This is a genomic window from Streptomyces glaucescens (assembly GCF_002154375.1).
In the GTDB taxonomy this organism is placed as follows: domain Bacteria; phylum Actinomycetota; class Actinomycetes; order Streptomycetales; family Streptomycetaceae; genus Streptomyces; species Streptomyces glaucescens.
In genome coordinates, this window is record NZ_MUND01000646.1 from 1 (window position 1) to 13,106 (window position 13,106).

Below are 13,106 nucleotides of genomic sequence, written 5' to 3' on the forward strand. Positions count from 1 at the left end.
CCCCGACGCCGACCCAGCCCGCCGGGACCAACCTGAGCATCGGAGCGGGCGCCGACGGCTCCAGCAAGGCCGACGGGACGAGCTTCGGCAATGTGCGCGACGGCAACATGAGCACCTACTGGTCGCCGGCCGGCGCGACCGGTTCCGTCTCGGTCAAGTGGGGCTCCCCCACCACGGTGTCCTCGATCAACATCCGTGAGACCCCGGCCGCCGCGGGCCGCATCGGTTCGTGGCGGGTCCTCAACGCCGACACCGGGGCCGTCCTGGCCACCGGCAGCAAGGCGGGGGTCATCGCCGTCCCCCGGACCACGCTGAGCAAGATCACTTTTGAGATCACCAGCTCCAACGGCACCCCGCAGGTCGCCGAGTACGAGACCTACGCCGGATGACGACGCGGTACCGCCGCCCTCCCTGGGCGGCGGTACCGCGCGTTCTCGGGTCAGGCCGTCAGGCGGCGGGCCGGTTCCACAGGTCGCACCGGTGGTCCTGGGGGAACGTGAGCGTCGGCGCGATGGCCTCCGGGGCGAGGGTCTGGACCTTCGGGTACGGGCTCCAGCGCGGGGCGTTCACCGCGTACGGCAGACCGGTCCTGGCGAAGCTGGTCCAGTAGCCGAGCATCGTGTCCGCCAGGGCGCTCTGCGCGGGGGTGCCCGTGACGCCGCCGAAGACGTACCGGATCTCCGAGCCGTGCGGTGCCCCGATCGGGAAGCTGAGGGGCAGGTTCAGGTAGTCCATGGAGTGCCGGTCGGCGAACTCGTACTGGTAGGACCGGGTGTGCTCGGCCATGAGGGCGGCGGTGCGGGACTGGGGGCAGGCGAACTGCGAGTCGGTGAGGATCGCCCCCAGCGCCTCCGCGGGGCTGCCGTGGCCGGACAGCGGGTAGCGGGACAGGATCTCGTCGGTCCGTGCGCCGTACAGCGCGCGGACCGCCGCCGGGTAGCCCTCGGCGGTGAGCCGCCGGCCGGCGAGGTCGTAGGTGGTCGCCACGGTGAGCCGGCCCTCGTCGGCGGTGGTGCCCTGCAGGACCGGGACCCGGTGGAAGCGTCCGCTCGCCAGGGCGTCGGTCACCTGCGCGGGGATGACGACACCGTCGACGTTCGGGACCCAGCGGGCGGTGGGGCGGGCCGATGCGGTGAGCAGATCGCCGGCGGGCTTGGCGCGCAGGCAGGCGACATCGGCGCAGCCGAGGGAGTCGGCCCAGGCCTTGCCGTTGTTCTGCTGCGACTCCTGGGTGGGCAGCGGGAAGCCGCAGCCGGACTGGGCGATGGCCCGGTCGAAGAGGCCGGTCGCCGCCGGGGAGACCAGGTGCTGGCAGACGCTGCCGCCGCCCGCCGACTCGCCGAAGACGGTCACGTTGCCCGGGTCGCCGCCGAACGCGGCGATGTTGTCCCGCACCCAGCGCAGGGCGGCCTGCTGGTCGAGCAGGCCGTAGTTGCCGGACAGGCCGTGCGGTGACTCCTCGGCCAGCCCGGGGTGGGCGAAGTAACCGAACGCCCCGAGGCGGTAGTTGAGGTGGACGGTGACCACGTCGCCCTCGGCGGCCAGGGTGCCGCCGTCGTAGAAGGAGCCGGAGCCGACGGTGAAGCCGCCGCCGTGGATCCAGACCATCACCGGCCGCTTGAGCGGGGAGCGCTGGGCGGGGGTGTGAACGTTGAGGTACAGGCAGTCCTCACTGGGCGTACCGGGTCCCGCGAGGTTGCCCCAGGGGGTGGACGACGGCTGCTGCATGCAGGGGTTGCCCGGGGTGGTGGCGTCACGGACGCCGGACCAGCGCGCGGGCGGCGACGGCGGCTTCCACCGCAGGGAGCCGACCGGCGGCGCGGCGTACGGGATGCCGAGGTAGGCGTGGGCGGCGGTGCCCGCCTTGCCCCGCAGCTGCCCGTACCGGGTGGTGACCGTGGGCCCCTCGGCCGCTTCGGCGGGCACGACGGCCACGCCGCCGGCCGACAGCAGCAGGGCGCCCGAGAGCACGCCCACGCGCCGCATCCGCGGTAACCGCGGACGGTACCTGGTCAGGAACGTTCTCAGCAGAGCGGACATCGACACCTCGCAGACGGCTGGACGGCACGGTGCGTGAAGTGTCGACGGCCGGGGGGCGCCCGGGACCGCGTAAATCACCAGTGCCCGCGGGCGGGGTGCGGTCCGCCGCGCCGTCCGCGGCGGGGCGTCGGCTGCCGTGCGGGCAGCCGACGCCCCGCTTCCCGAACGCGCGCGAACGGCCTCAGCCGGCCTGGTCGGCGGTCTCTCGCGGGCCCGCGGCGGTGGCGGACTCCTCGGCGAGGCGTTCCATGCCGCTGGTCGTCTTCAGCGGCTTCTCCTTGACGAAGAGGACCGCGACGAGGGCCAGCAGCGCGAACGGCGTGGCCACGAGGAAGAGATCTGCGGTGGCGACACCGTAGGCGTGTTCCACGACGGCCCGCATCGGCGCCGGCAGCGTGGTCATGTCCGGGACGCCGTGTCCGGCGGCCTGTCCGCCGCCGGAGGCGCCCGCCTCCGCCACGCTCTTGGAGATCTCGTCCGTGACCCGGTTGGCGAGGATCGCGCCGAGCACGCTGGTGCCGATGGTGCCGCCCATGCTGCGGAAGAAGGACAGCACGGAGGTGGCGGCGCCCAGTTCGGCGGCGGGGACGTCGTTCTGGGCGGCCAGGACCAGGTTCTGCATCAGCATGCCGACGCCGATGCCGAGGATCGCCATGTAGAGGCTCAGCAGCGCGAAGTGCGTGTCGGTGCCGATCGTCGAGAGCAGGGCGAGGCCCACGGCCATGACGGCGGCGCCCGCGACGAGGTAGGCCTTCCACCGGCCGGTCGCGCTGATGATCTGTCCGGCGACCGTGGAGGACACCAGCAGGCCCAGGACCATGGGCAGGCTCATCAGGCCCGCGACGGTCGCGGACTTGCCGAGGGAGACCTGGAAGTACTGCGAGAGGAAGACGGTGCCGCCGAACATGGCCACGCCGACGAAGAGGCTGGCGACGGTGGTCAGCGTGATGGTGCGGTTGCGGAAGATGTCCAGCGGGATGACCGGCTCGGCGGCGCGCGACTCCACGCGGACCGCGATCGCGAGCAGGACCACACCGGCACCCGTCAGGGCGGCGGTCTGCCAGGACGCCCAGTCGAACCGGTTGCCCGCCAGCGAGACCCAGATGAGCAGCGCGCAGACGCCCGCGACGATCAGGAAGGCGCCCAGGAAGTCGATCTTCACTTCCCGGCGGCGGACGGCGGGCAGCTTGAGGGTGCGCTGGAGCAGCACGATGGCCAGCAGCGCGAACGGCACGCCGATGAAGAAGCACCAGCGCCAGCCGAGCCACGAGGTGTCCACCAGGACGCCGCCGATGAGCGGCCCGGCCACGGTGCCGACGGCGAAGACGGCGCCGAAGATGCCGGAGTACTTGCCCAGCCTGCGCGGCGGGATGATGGCGGCCATCACGACCTGCGCCAGGGCGGTGAGACCGCCCGCGCCGATGCCCTGGGCCACCCGGCTGAAGATGAGCAGGCCCACCTCGTGGGAGAACCCGGCCAGCAGCGAGCCCACCACGAACATGCCCAGCGAGAGCTGGAGCAGCAGCTTCTGGTTGTAGAGGTCGGACAGCTTGCCCCACAGCGGCACGGTCGCCGTCATGGCGAGCAGTTCGGCGGTGACGACCCAGGTGTAGGAGGACTGGCTGGCCCCCAGGTCGGCGATGATCCGGGGCAGGGCGTTGGACACCACGGTGCCCGCCAGGATGGCGACGAACATGCCGGCCATCAGTCCGGACATCGCCTGGAGTATCTGCCGGTCGGACATGGCGGTGGGCGGCGCCTGCTCCGGCGCCGGTGTTGCGTTCACGAGGTCTCTCTCGGGTCGGACGGCGATTCGCGCGCGTCGGGGCAGGAGCCGTTCGCGCGCGGCGCACCGGGACGGGAAACAGGGGACATACGGGGCCGGCCGGCGCAGGTGCGCCGGTCCGGTCGGGAGGCGGGAGTCAGGGCCGTCCGGCGGTCCCGGACGGTGCCGGCAGTCCGGCGGCAAGGTGGTCGAACGTCTCCTGGAAGACGTCCGTGAAGGTCCGTTCCTCCTGCCGCACGCACCAGTGCTCGAAGGCGACGCGGACGGCGGTCACACAGACGGCGGCCAGCAGATGCGGGTAGAGGCCGAGGGCGCTCCTGCGGCTCTCCTCCCCGGCGGACGGTGCGGCGGGGCCGTCGGCGCCCATCCGTTCGGCGAGCGTTTCCGCCAGGCCGAGTTCGTCGGCGGCGTGCACGCCGAGGCTGCGCACGAGCAGCCGGGGCGACCGGCGCAGCACCTCGGCGTGCAGCCGCCACAGCTCATGATGCTGCTCGACCTCCGCCAGCTCCGCCGCCAGGGCGTGCCGCAGCGCCTGGAGCGGTGACAGTTCCGCGGGGGCTTCGAGGACCGCGCGGCGCAGCCGGGCGCTGGTCTCCGCGCCGATCATGACGAAGACGTCGTCACGGGAGTCGAAGTAGTTGAAGAACGTGCGGGGTGACACCCCGGCCGTCTCGCTGATCGCTTCGACGGTGATGTTCTCCGCCCCGTGCTCCGCCGCCAGCCGGACCGCCGCTTCCACGAGGGCGGCTCTCGTCGCCCTCTTCTTGCGCTCGCGCAGCCCGCCCTGCGGTGCACTCTCCTCTGCCACGTTTTGCATGGTACGCAAATCTGCAGAGTCTGCAAAAAAGAGTCCCCGCGGCGAAGCGCGGGCGTCGGGCACACCCCGCGAGCGCGGCCCGATCCCTCCCAGTCAGGGGGGATGCTCTTGGCGGACCGCGGCTATGACCACGACGAGTACCGCCGACTCCTTCGCGCACGAGGCATCCGCCCGGTGATCGCCGAACGCGGCCAGCCCCACGGCACCGGCCCGGCCTGGGCACCTTCCGCTGGGTTGTCGGGCGGACGACCTCCTGGCTGCACGGCTTCCGCCGCCTGCGCATCCGCGGGGAAAGACGCGACGACATTCATGAGGCCTGCCTCGGCCTCGCCGTCTGCCTGATCACCCACCGCCACCTCCAGAGGCTTTGCTGGGGCCAGTCAGACAAGAGATCAATGTCCCGGAACCACCGGAGGTCTCCGCCCGGCAGGAACGCGGCATGGTGAGCCGGCCCGAACACGGGGATCTCAGCCCCTGAACGGCGGCAGGCTTCCACCTTGCCTGGTGCCCCTCGCGCTCACCCGCTCGGGACGGAAGAGTCCGGCGCGAAGGCCGCCGTCGGCACGACCATGACGATCGCCGACGGTGGCTACCCGGGCACAGGGCTTGTCATGGTCACCGCCGACCGCAAAGGCGAAGAACTGCCTGACAGGTCCCACAAACAGGTCCGAGCACGCGTCGAGCACGTATGCGCCCGAATGAAGACCTGGAAGATCCTCCGCGACTGCCGCCTCAAGCGTGCCGGCGCCCACTACCCCATGATCGGCCTCGCCCGCCTGCACAACCTCAACCTCGCCGGACAGGCGAGCGGACGAACGATCCCCGACCTCGCTGCCCACGGACTGGCGTGACGGCCTCTCAGGGGGTTCACGCTGGTCGTGAGCGCCAGTCCGTGAAGTAGATCGTTTGACGGAACGGGCTGCTCGCCGGTACTTGTCGGCAGCGGGGTGTCAGGAACGGCCGGCGTGCAGTGCCTCGTGGTCCCACAGGTGGCGTGGCTGCGTGTGCAGGTGCCAGTAGTGCTCGGCGATGTCGTCGGGGTCGAAGTCGGTGCCGGGGGCGACCGGGCCATCCACGGTGACGCTCGCCGCGTGGACTCCGAAGGAGCCGTACTGCTGATCGAGCAGCGCTATCAGGGTTCGGACGCCCGCTTTGCCCAGGGAGAGGCTCACATACTCCGGCTTGGGTTCGGGCATGCCGCCTGTGACAAGGAACGTTCCGCTCCCCCGTGCTGCCATTGCCGGCGCGAGGCGCGCTGCGGCATTCAACGCGCCGACCACGTTGACCGCCCATGCTTCCATATGATCGCGCACCGACAACCCGCCCAGCTCGTCCGCGCGGACGAGCGCGGCGTTGTACACGGCAACCTCCGGTACGCCGTGCTCGCTGACGGCCCGGTCCAGGGCCGCGTCCAACTCGGCCCGGTCGGTGCTGTCGGCCTGCAACGTAATGATCGGGACGCCATAGGGAGCAAGCCCGTCCGCAACGACGCGCAGCGTCTGTCCGCCCCTGGCGATCAGCGTGATCGGCATCCCCTCTCTGGCGAACCGACGGGCGACTGCCTGCCCGATCCCCGGTCCCGCACCAATGATCACTGCACCCGGCATGATCCGGCCCCTCCATCTCGTGATCGGCGATACTGGGGACGGTAAGGCATCACATCAATGTGAAGGTCAAGGAGAAGGCCCCGGATGCGAATCGGTGACCTCGCCCGCGAAACCGGGGTGAGCAGGCGGCTGTTGCGCTACTACGAGGAGCAGGGTCTGCTCCGGCCGGCACGGTTGGACAACGGCTACCGCGCGTACGCGGAGGCAGACGTCGCCATGGTGCGCCACATCCGAGCAATGCTCGCCGCAGGACTCTCCACAGCGGTCATCGGCAAGGTCGTGCACTGTGTGCGTGACAAGGACGAACTGAGGGTGCCGTCCGGCTGCCCGACCTTCATCGGGGAGTTGCGGCGCGAACGCGCCCGCATCACCGAGACGATCAGCCAACTGGAGAGTTCCCGGCGCATACTGGACGCCGTTCTCGACACGGCGCCCCAGGAGGATGAAGACAGGTCGCGCGAGATCGCTCCATAACTGGCCCTGGCAGAGCCTCTGGACGTGGCGGCGGGTGATCAGACAGACGGCGAGGCCGAGGAAGGCCTCGTGAATGTCGTCGCGTCTTTCCCAGCGGATGCGCAGGCGGCGGAAGCCGTGCAGCCAGGAGATCGTCCGCTCGACAACCCACCGGATGCCCGTGTGCAGCACGAACAGGATGCCGCCCAAGGCCTGCCGGTCGGGTACCCGAGGCCGCCCTCGACCTGCTCCGGCACCGGTTCGGGCAGCAACGGCGCGATCAGCGGCCACAGTTCGTGCGACACGATCCACGGCACGCCGGCCACTGCCGGCGGGAGGCGGAGGCCGCCGAGGCGCTCGGCTACCCCCAACGTGTCGTGCCGCCGGCCGGTGTCGTCCGCCGTGCGCCTGTGCCGTGCCCAGGCCTGCCGTCGCGGCGACGGCGGCGCCAGCCGCTTCCTCGGCATGACGGCACGGCGGCCGGTCCCGCCGTACGGCATGGCGGCCGGCCCCGCCGCGGCTCACCCGGGCGCGAGACGGCCGATCTCGGCGAGCACCGCGTCCGCGTACGGGCGTACCCGGGCCCTCAGTTCCCCGCTCCAGGTCTCCTCGGAGTAGTGGCGCGTGAGATACAGCTCCCTGGCGTGCTCCAGGACCGGGCGCACGGCGGGACGCAGCCGGGGCAGTGCCCAGTCGGCGGCGGCGTCCTTCGGTCTGATCTCGCCGGTGGCCAGTGTCGTCCAGACGCGGGCCAGGGTCAGGACGACGTTGCGGGTGTCGCGGTCCAGCTCGGCGAGCAGATCGGGGAGGCCCGCCACACTGGCCCGCGCCAGGTCGACGGGCGGGACGGGATCCAGGACCCGCGCCGGCGGCGGGCCGCTGAGCGGGTGACCGCCCGACAGGGCGATGGTGATCAGCAGGGCGAGGTCCGGCATCGACTCGGGCGCCGGCGGCCCGCTCGCCATGAACTCCTCGCGCAGCCACTCGCCGTACAGGAAGTCGGCGGTCGGCGGGAACCGCCAGGGCCGTACCTCGGAGTGGACGACGACGGTGAGTTCGACCGGGCGGGGCCCGCCGGGCCCACCGGGACCGGAGACGTTCAGCAGCCCGTCGAGCAGCGCCCGCCGCTCCGGGCCGTTCATCCGCCGCCGGGTCACGACGAGCACGTCCAGGTCACTGGCCGGCCGGAGACCGCCGAGCACCCCGGACCCGTGCGGATAGACTCCGACGGCCTCGGACCCCAGCACTCGTCCGACCAGCCGGACGACCTCCTGGACCTGCTCCAAGTCCCGCATCTCCCGCACCTGTTCCACCGCGCCAGTATCACCCCGCCAGAGTTCTTCACGATCGACACACGGCGTCCATACATTTCCCTCACCTTCGGTAGGCTCCTCGCGCACTGTTCGCACCACCGAGGGGGGAACCACCTCATGCGCAAGCGCCACGCGATATCCACCGCGGCTGTCTCCGCCGGCCTGCTGGCGGCCATCGCCGCCGCTCCGGCCGAGGCCGCCGAGTACTCCTCCGCCCTGAAGCTCAAGGGCATCCAGTACGACGCCCCGGGCCGGGACGACAACCGCTGCACCGGCGGCAACACCAAGGCCGAGTACCTGACGATCAAGAACTACTCGCGGACCACGACCGTCAACCTCAAGGGGTACGTCGTCAAGGACGCCGCGGGCAACAAGTACACCTTCACCCTCAGCCACAAGCTGGAGCCCGGCGACTACGTGTCGCTGCGCGGCGGCAAGGGCACCGAGTCCGACCGGTACAACGTCGCCTACCGCCAGAACTGCAACTTCATGTGGAACAACGACAAGGACACCGTCTACCTGTACAAGCCCTCCGGCGCCCGTGCCGACGTCCACGCGTACACCAAGGCCGCCAACGACCGGGACGGCAACGGCTACATCACGTTCCACAACTGACGCGTCGGGGACGCCGCCCGCCGCGCGTGATGCGGCGGGCGGTGTCCCGCAGCCGCAGGGCGCCGCGTTCGGGGGGGATGCGCGCCTGGACGGCGTGGTCGGCGCGGACGAGGCCGAAGCGTGCCGAGTGGCCGCAGGGCCACTCGAAGGCGAGGTCGGTGCCGGTGCCGGGCGGTGCGACGGCCTTGACGGACCCGGTCTCGATTCCGGCGTCGCCACGGCCGTCCTCGGCTGCACGTACACCTTCCCCACGCCGGGCCTTTCGGGCGCGGTGACAGCGGAGGCACCGTTGCCGAGCGGGCAAGGACACCTCGACGAGGCGCTCGTCGCCGTTCGCGTAGTCGCCGCCGAGGCAGGTCTTCGTGGCGCCGGGGACGGGCTCGGGGTCGGGGGCGTCGGCGCGGACCCGTGAACTCGCCTCCGTCGCCGTAGGAGTTCGAGGAGTGATCGACACCTGCGCGTACCCGCTCGACGACAGCGCGTTAGGGTGCGGGAGTGACCAAGAGGGGACCGACTCTGGAAGACGTCGCACGCGAGGCCGGAGTCTCGCGTGCCACGGTGTCGCGCGTGGTCAACGGCGTGCGCAACGTGGACCCACGGATCCAGGAAGTGGTGCGCCGGGCGATCACCCGCACCGGCTACACCCCCAACCAGGCGGCCCGCTCACTGGTGACCCGCCGCACGGGCGCGGTCGCGCTGGTGTTCTCCGCGGCGGGCGAGGCCTTCGCCGCGCGTGTCTTCGCCGACCCGTTCTTCGGGCGCGTGGTCGACGGAGCGCTGGGCTTGCTGCGCGAGCGGGCCGTCCAGCCGGTGCTCCTGTTCGCCGAGTCGGAGCAGGCCCGAGCGCAGGTCGTGCAGTACTTGCGGCAGGGCGCCGCCGACGGCGCCCTGGTGGTCTCCCTGGACGCGAACGACCCGCTGCCGGGGATGCTGGTGGCGGCGGGTGTTCCCACCGTCCTCTTCGGGCGCCCTCCCGGCCCGCTGCGGGCGGGGTACGTCGACCTCGACAATGCCGCGGGCGCCCGGCTCGCGGCCGGGCATCTCCTCGCACGCGGCCGCCGGCGCCTCGCCACCATCGGCGCGCCCGACTCCGCCCCGGCCGCCCGGGAACGCCTCGACGGCTTCCGCGCGGCGCTGGCCGAGGCGGGGATCGCCGACGTCCCCGTGGTCAGGGGTCGGTTCACGGCCGAGAGCGGCCGGGAGGCGATGGCCCGCCTGCTGCGCGAACACCCCGCACTGGACGGGGTGTTCGCCGCCAACGACCTGATGGCGCAGGGCGCGTGCCAGTACCTGCGGGAGCGGGGTGTCGCCGTGCCCGGTGACGTCGCCGTGGTGGGTTTCGACGACTCGCGGGCCGCGACCGAGTGCCGGCCCGGACTCACGACGGTGCGGCAGCCGGTGGAGGAGATGGCCGCGGCGATGGCCCGGCTGCTGGTCGACCGGCTCCTGGACTCCGCCGAGGACGGCTCCCGCGTGCTCTTCGAGCCGGTGCTGGTGGTGCGCGAGTCGGCCTGACCGCCGACCCGGCGCGGCCCGGGCTCGCGTGCCCGACCCACCGGCGGACGACGGGACCGAGCGCGGCCGGGCCCTGGTGCCTGCCTCGCCGGCGGGCGGCGTGCCGGAGACGGGCCGCGTGCCCGCCACCGGCGCGCAGGTACGTCCCGCCCGCCGACGGTGGGCGGCGGACGGAGCGGCCACGGGGCAGCGGCAGTACGGCACGTGACCTGCGGCTCGAATGCCGCGCCGCCCCAGTGCAACGGGCGAATCGCGACTCAGCGTTCAGCCGCCCGCCGACGCTGTCAGCCGTCAGCCGTCCCGGTCGGCCGCGGGCAGGTCCCGTCCGAACACCACCATGGTGCGGCCGGGACCGTCGTAGTCCTCCACGGTCCGCGCGTCGAAGCCGAGGGCACGGTGGAAGGCGACGGAACCGGTGTTCCCCACGGACGTGATCGCCTTCATCCGCCGTGCGCCCTGCCGCCGCGCGGCCCGCTCGAACTCCGCGTAGAGACGCCGCCCGAGCCCCACGCCCCGGCTGTCGTCCCGGGTCGCGACGAGATGCACGTAGCCGGTCGCGTCCGGGGTGACGAAGCCGATCAGGTATCCGCGGATGCCGTCCCCGGCGCGCGCCGCGAAGCAGGTGGCGGGGAACTCCTGCACCAGGGCGACGAGGTGGAGAGACCGGAGATCGCGCTCGCCCCAGTAACGGGAGTGCTCCGCCAGGACCGCGTGGAGGTCGGCGGGGCGGGCCTGGGTGATCTCTGTGTCCATGGTGCGATCATGGCATCCCCCTGGGGCGGCGGGGTGAGTGGAACCTGGCCGGGGCACGGCGGGCACACGCGCCCCACCCGCGGGCACGCGCGGACGACCTCCGCGTCGCAGCTCTGGCAGGTCCTGCCCGATCGCGCGTCCCGGGGAACGCATCCGGAACCGCGGCCATCGCGTTCACGGCGGGCAGGCTGCCCTGGCCGCTGCCGCGGCGTTCGGGTCCGGTCGCGGGCCGGACGCCGGACGCGGGGGGCGAGTCGGACGCGGCGGGACCCCCGGACACCGGGGCGGACGTCCCCTTCCCCGGGCAGGCCGGAAGTGAGTCAGGTCCCAGGCGTCGCCCGGCGCGCGGAGGGGCGCCAGGAGTGCCTCTCGCGCCGACCGTGTCGAGACCGGGAAGTGCCCGTTTTCGCCCATAGGATCCCGGCGTGGCACACACCATCGACGAGCTCGTGGAACTGCAGCGCGCGGCCGACGCGGCGCAGGCCGAGCTGCAGCGCGTCCAGAAGGCCTTCGGCAAGCCCACCGAGGGCCGGTGGGCCGCCGAGCAGCACACCGAGTGGGAGACGGCCTGGCGGGCCTGGAGCGACCTCTCCCGCCAGGTGCAAATGGCCGTCACCGAGCACGCGGAGGCGGAGGGCACCCCACGGGGCGAGCTGGAGGCGGAGGTTCGGCGCCGGGCCCGGCAACCTGAGCAGGACCGGCCCGGCGGCGAGTGACCGTCCGCGCGCCCGCCACCGCGGAAAACCGCTTGGCGGGCGCGGCGACGTTCTGTACCGTGGGGCCGTTCGTGTCGATCAGGACGAGGAAAGCAGGGAGGTGAGGTTGATGACCGCGTTCGAGGCCACCGTGTCCGGCGCCCGGGTCACCCTCACGTCCCGGGTCGTGGCCTGACCTCGTCCCGTCCTTCCTCGCCGGGAGCGTGAGCTCGCGAGGACTTCACACGAACCTTCCACGGAACGGATCCGTACCTGTCATGACCAACACCTGGATCACCCGCGCCGAGACCTCCGGCGACGCCACCGCCATCCGTGAGATCCTCCTCACCGCCTTCCCGACGGCGCTGGAGGCCGACCTGGTCGACGCGCTGCGCACCGACCCGGCCGCGTGGATCGACGGGCTGTCCGTCGTCGCGGCGGACGAGAGCGGACGGCCCACCGGGTACGCGCTGCTGACCCGCTGTCACATCGGCGAGGTCCCGGCCCTGTGCCTGGGCCCGTGCGCCGTACGGCCCGAGCGGCAGCGCAGCGGAGCCGGCTCGGCCGCCGTCCGCGCCGCTCTCGCCGCGGCCACGGAGGCGGGCGAGCGGTACGTCGTCGTCCTGGGGCACCCGGCGTACTACCCCCGGTTCGGCTTCACCCGTGCCTCCACCCACGGCATCGAGCTGAGCATCGACGTCCCGGACGAGGCCCTGATGGCCCTCGCCCTCGACGCCGGGCACCCGCTGCCGGCCGGCACCGTGCGCTACGCCTCCGCCTTCGGCATCTGAGCGGCCCGCCGGGCGGGGACACCTCGCGGTCCCCGCCCGGCGGCGCCTCCCGGGGACCCGGCGACAGGATCGCCGCCGAGGTGCGGAAGGACTCGCTGCACCGGACGGTCCACCACCGGACCGGCGAGGGAGCACCGGCCCGGGGGTCGTCCGAACCATCGGCGCCGTGTGAGCGCACCCCGCCTCAGCCGGCGGCCACCTGGCGCTCGCCGCCGGGCCGGGCGGCCTCGCTCCGCGCGTGGAAGGTCAGCGCCAGGTTGTCCGGCTTGACCGTGACCACGGCCTGGGGGCGGGGCGGCCGGGAGGCGAGGGTGAAGCGCGGCCACGTCCGCAGGACGGTCGCGAGGATGATCTGGAGCTCCGCCCAGGCGAAGTTCTCGCCGATGCACTTGCGGCGGCCGTCGCCGAAGGCGAGGAACGATCCGCGGGTGGCCGGGGCGCGTTCGGGAGTCCAGCGGTCCGGGTCGAAGGCGTCCGCGTCGGGGAAGTGGGCCGGGTCGTGCTGGTGGAGGTAGGGGCTCCAGACCACATCGGCGCCGACGGGAATGCGGTGCCCGCCGAGGTCCATGTCCTGGGTGGCGGTGCGGGTCACCATCCACGCGGGCCCGTACTTGCGGATCGCCTCCTGCAACACCCGGCGGGCGTACGTCAGTTGCTCCAGATCGTCGTAGCGCAGGGGCCGGTCCCCGCAGACGGCGTCGAGTTCGGCGCGCAGCCGGCG

13 protein-coding genes and 4 pseudogenes are annotated in these 13,106 nt (G+C 72.6%); 8 read left to right on the plus strand and 9 right to left on the minus strand.

Going from position 1 to position 13,106, the window contains the following annotated elements; translation table 11 throughout:
* Positions 1-389: pseudogene (locus tag CCN42_RS33955) on the plus strand (pectate lyase); the annotation flags it as partial.
* 58 nt (positions 390-447) lie between these two features.
* On the opposite strand, the gene CCN42_RS33960 reads toward CCN42_RS33955, so the two are convergent.
* The 3 genes from CCN42_RS33960 to CCN42_RS33970 all read right to left on the minus strand — a co-directional run bounded on the left by CCN42_RS33960 (position 448) and on the right by CCN42_RS33970 (position 4,643).
* Positions 448-1,977: a carboxylesterase/lipase family protein gene (locus tag CCN42_RS33960; RefSeq protein WP_422641234.1), complete on the minus strand. Its 1,530-nt coding sequence runs from the start codon at positions 1,975-1,977 to the stop codon at positions 448-450.
* A 244-nt stretch (positions 1,978-2,221) separates the two neighbouring features.
* Positions 2,222-3,784: an MDR family MFS transporter gene (locus tag CCN42_RS33965; protein WP_211294851.1), complete on the minus strand. Its 1,563-nt coding sequence runs from the start codon at positions 3,782-3,784 to the stop codon at positions 2,222-2,224.
* Between the two features lie 178 nt (positions 3,785-3,962).
* Positions 3,963-4,643 (minus strand): TetR/AcrR family transcriptional regulator, encoded by a 681-nt coding sequence (locus CCN42_RS33970; RefSeq protein ID WP_086741281.1) that lies wholly within the window; start codon positions 4,641-4,643, stop codon positions 3,963-3,965.
* Positions 4,644-4,715: 72 nt separating this feature from the next.
* Here CCN42_RS33970 and CCN42_RS46295 point away from each other — a divergent pair.
* Both CCN42_RS46295 and CCN42_RS33980 read left to right on the plus strand, forming a co-directional pair.
* A pseudogene (locus tag CCN42_RS46295) lies at positions 4,716-5,089 on the plus strand (transposase); the annotation flags it as partial.
* Positions 5,090-5,176: 87 nt separating this feature from the next.
* Positions 5,177-5,494, plus strand: a pseudogene (locus CCN42_RS33980) (transposase family protein); the annotation flags it as partial.
* Positions 5,495-5,593: 99 nt separating this feature from the next.
* Here CCN42_RS33980 and CCN42_RS33985 read toward each other — a convergent pair.
* Complete coding sequence (locus CCN42_RS33985) at positions 5,594-6,250, minus strand: SDR family NAD(P)-dependent oxidoreductase (RefSeq protein ID WP_086741282.1); 657 nt, start codon at positions 6,248-6,250, stop codon at positions 5,594-5,596.
* Positions 6,251-6,334: 84 nt separating this feature from the next.
* Between CCN42_RS33985 and CCN42_RS33990 the strand changes: the two genes are divergently transcribed.
* Positions 6,335-6,724, plus strand: a complete 390-nt coding sequence (locus tag CCN42_RS33990; protein ID WP_086741283.1) for a MerR family transcriptional regulator — start codon at positions 6,335-6,337, stop codon at positions 6,722-6,724.
* 9 nt (positions 6,725-6,733) lie between these two features.
* Here CCN42_RS33990 and CCN42_RS46300 read toward each other — a convergent pair.
* Positions 6,734-7,228: pseudogene (locus tag CCN42_RS46300) on the minus strand (transposase); the annotation flags it as partial.
* Positions 7,225-7,998, minus strand: coding sequence for an aminoglycoside adenylyltransferase family protein (locus CCN42_RS34000; RefSeq protein ID WP_086741289.1), 774 nt, complete (start codon positions 7,996-7,998; stop codon positions 7,225-7,227). The gene CCN42_RS34000 and the pseudogene CCN42_RS46300, both read right to left, overlap by 4 nt.
* Positions 7,999-8,133: 135 nt before the next feature.
* Between CCN42_RS34000 and CCN42_RS34005 the strand changes: the two genes are divergently transcribed.
* Positions 8,134-8,631, plus strand: a complete 498-nt coding sequence (locus CCN42_RS34005) for a lamin tail domain-containing protein (protein ID WP_086741284.1) — start codon at positions 8,134-8,136, stop codon at positions 8,629-8,631.
* Here CCN42_RS34005 and CCN42_RS45975 read toward each other — a convergent pair.
* On the minus strand, positions 8,615-9,085 hold the full coding sequence (locus tag CCN42_RS45975; RefSeq protein WP_143662113.1) for a hypothetical protein: 471 nt from the start codon (positions 9,083-9,085) through the stop codon (positions 8,615-8,617). The two genes, CCN42_RS34005 and CCN42_RS45975, sit on opposite strands and share 17 nt — an antisense overlap.
* Positions 9,086-9,126: 41 nt before the next feature.
* Here CCN42_RS45975 and CCN42_RS34015 point away from each other — a divergent pair, with 41 nt between their 5' ends.
* The gene (locus CCN42_RS34015) at positions 9,127-10,146 is read left to right on the plus strand and encodes a LacI family DNA-binding transcriptional regulator (protein WP_086741286.1); all 1,020 of its coding nucleotides are present in this window, start codon (positions 9,127-9,129) and stop codon (positions 10,144-10,146) included.
* A 291-nt stretch (positions 10,147-10,437) separates the two neighbouring features.
* Here CCN42_RS34015 and CCN42_RS34020 read toward each other — a convergent pair whose 3' ends face one another.
* Complete coding sequence (locus CCN42_RS34020; RefSeq protein ID WP_086741287.1) at positions 10,438-10,899, minus strand: GNAT family N-acetyltransferase; 462 nt, start codon at positions 10,897-10,899, stop codon at positions 10,438-10,440.
* Positions 10,900-11,324: 425 nt separating this feature from the next.
* Between CCN42_RS34020 and CCN42_RS34025 the strand changes: the two genes are divergently transcribed.
* Together CCN42_RS34025 and CCN42_RS34030 are read left to right on the plus strand one after the other, a co-directional pair.
* The gene (locus tag CCN42_RS34025) at positions 11,325-11,615 is read left to right on the plus strand and encodes a hypothetical protein (protein ID WP_086173428.1); all 291 of its coding nucleotides are present in this window, start codon (positions 11,325-11,327) and stop codon (positions 11,613-11,615) included.
* 257 nt (positions 11,616-11,872) lie between these two features.
* Positions 11,873-12,385 carry a GNAT family N-acetyltransferase gene (locus CCN42_RS34030; protein ID WP_086741288.1) on the plus strand — a complete coding sequence of 171 codons (513 nt, stop codon included), beginning with the start codon at positions 11,873-11,875 and terminating at the stop codon, positions 12,383-12,385.
* Between the two features lie 184 nt (positions 12,386-12,569).
* Here the strand turns inward: CCN42_RS34030 and CCN42_RS34035 are convergent.
* A partial coding sequence (locus tag CCN42_RS34035; protein ID WP_143662114.1) for a cytochrome P450 occupies positions 12,570-13,106 on the minus strand: 537 nt, incomplete at its 5' end.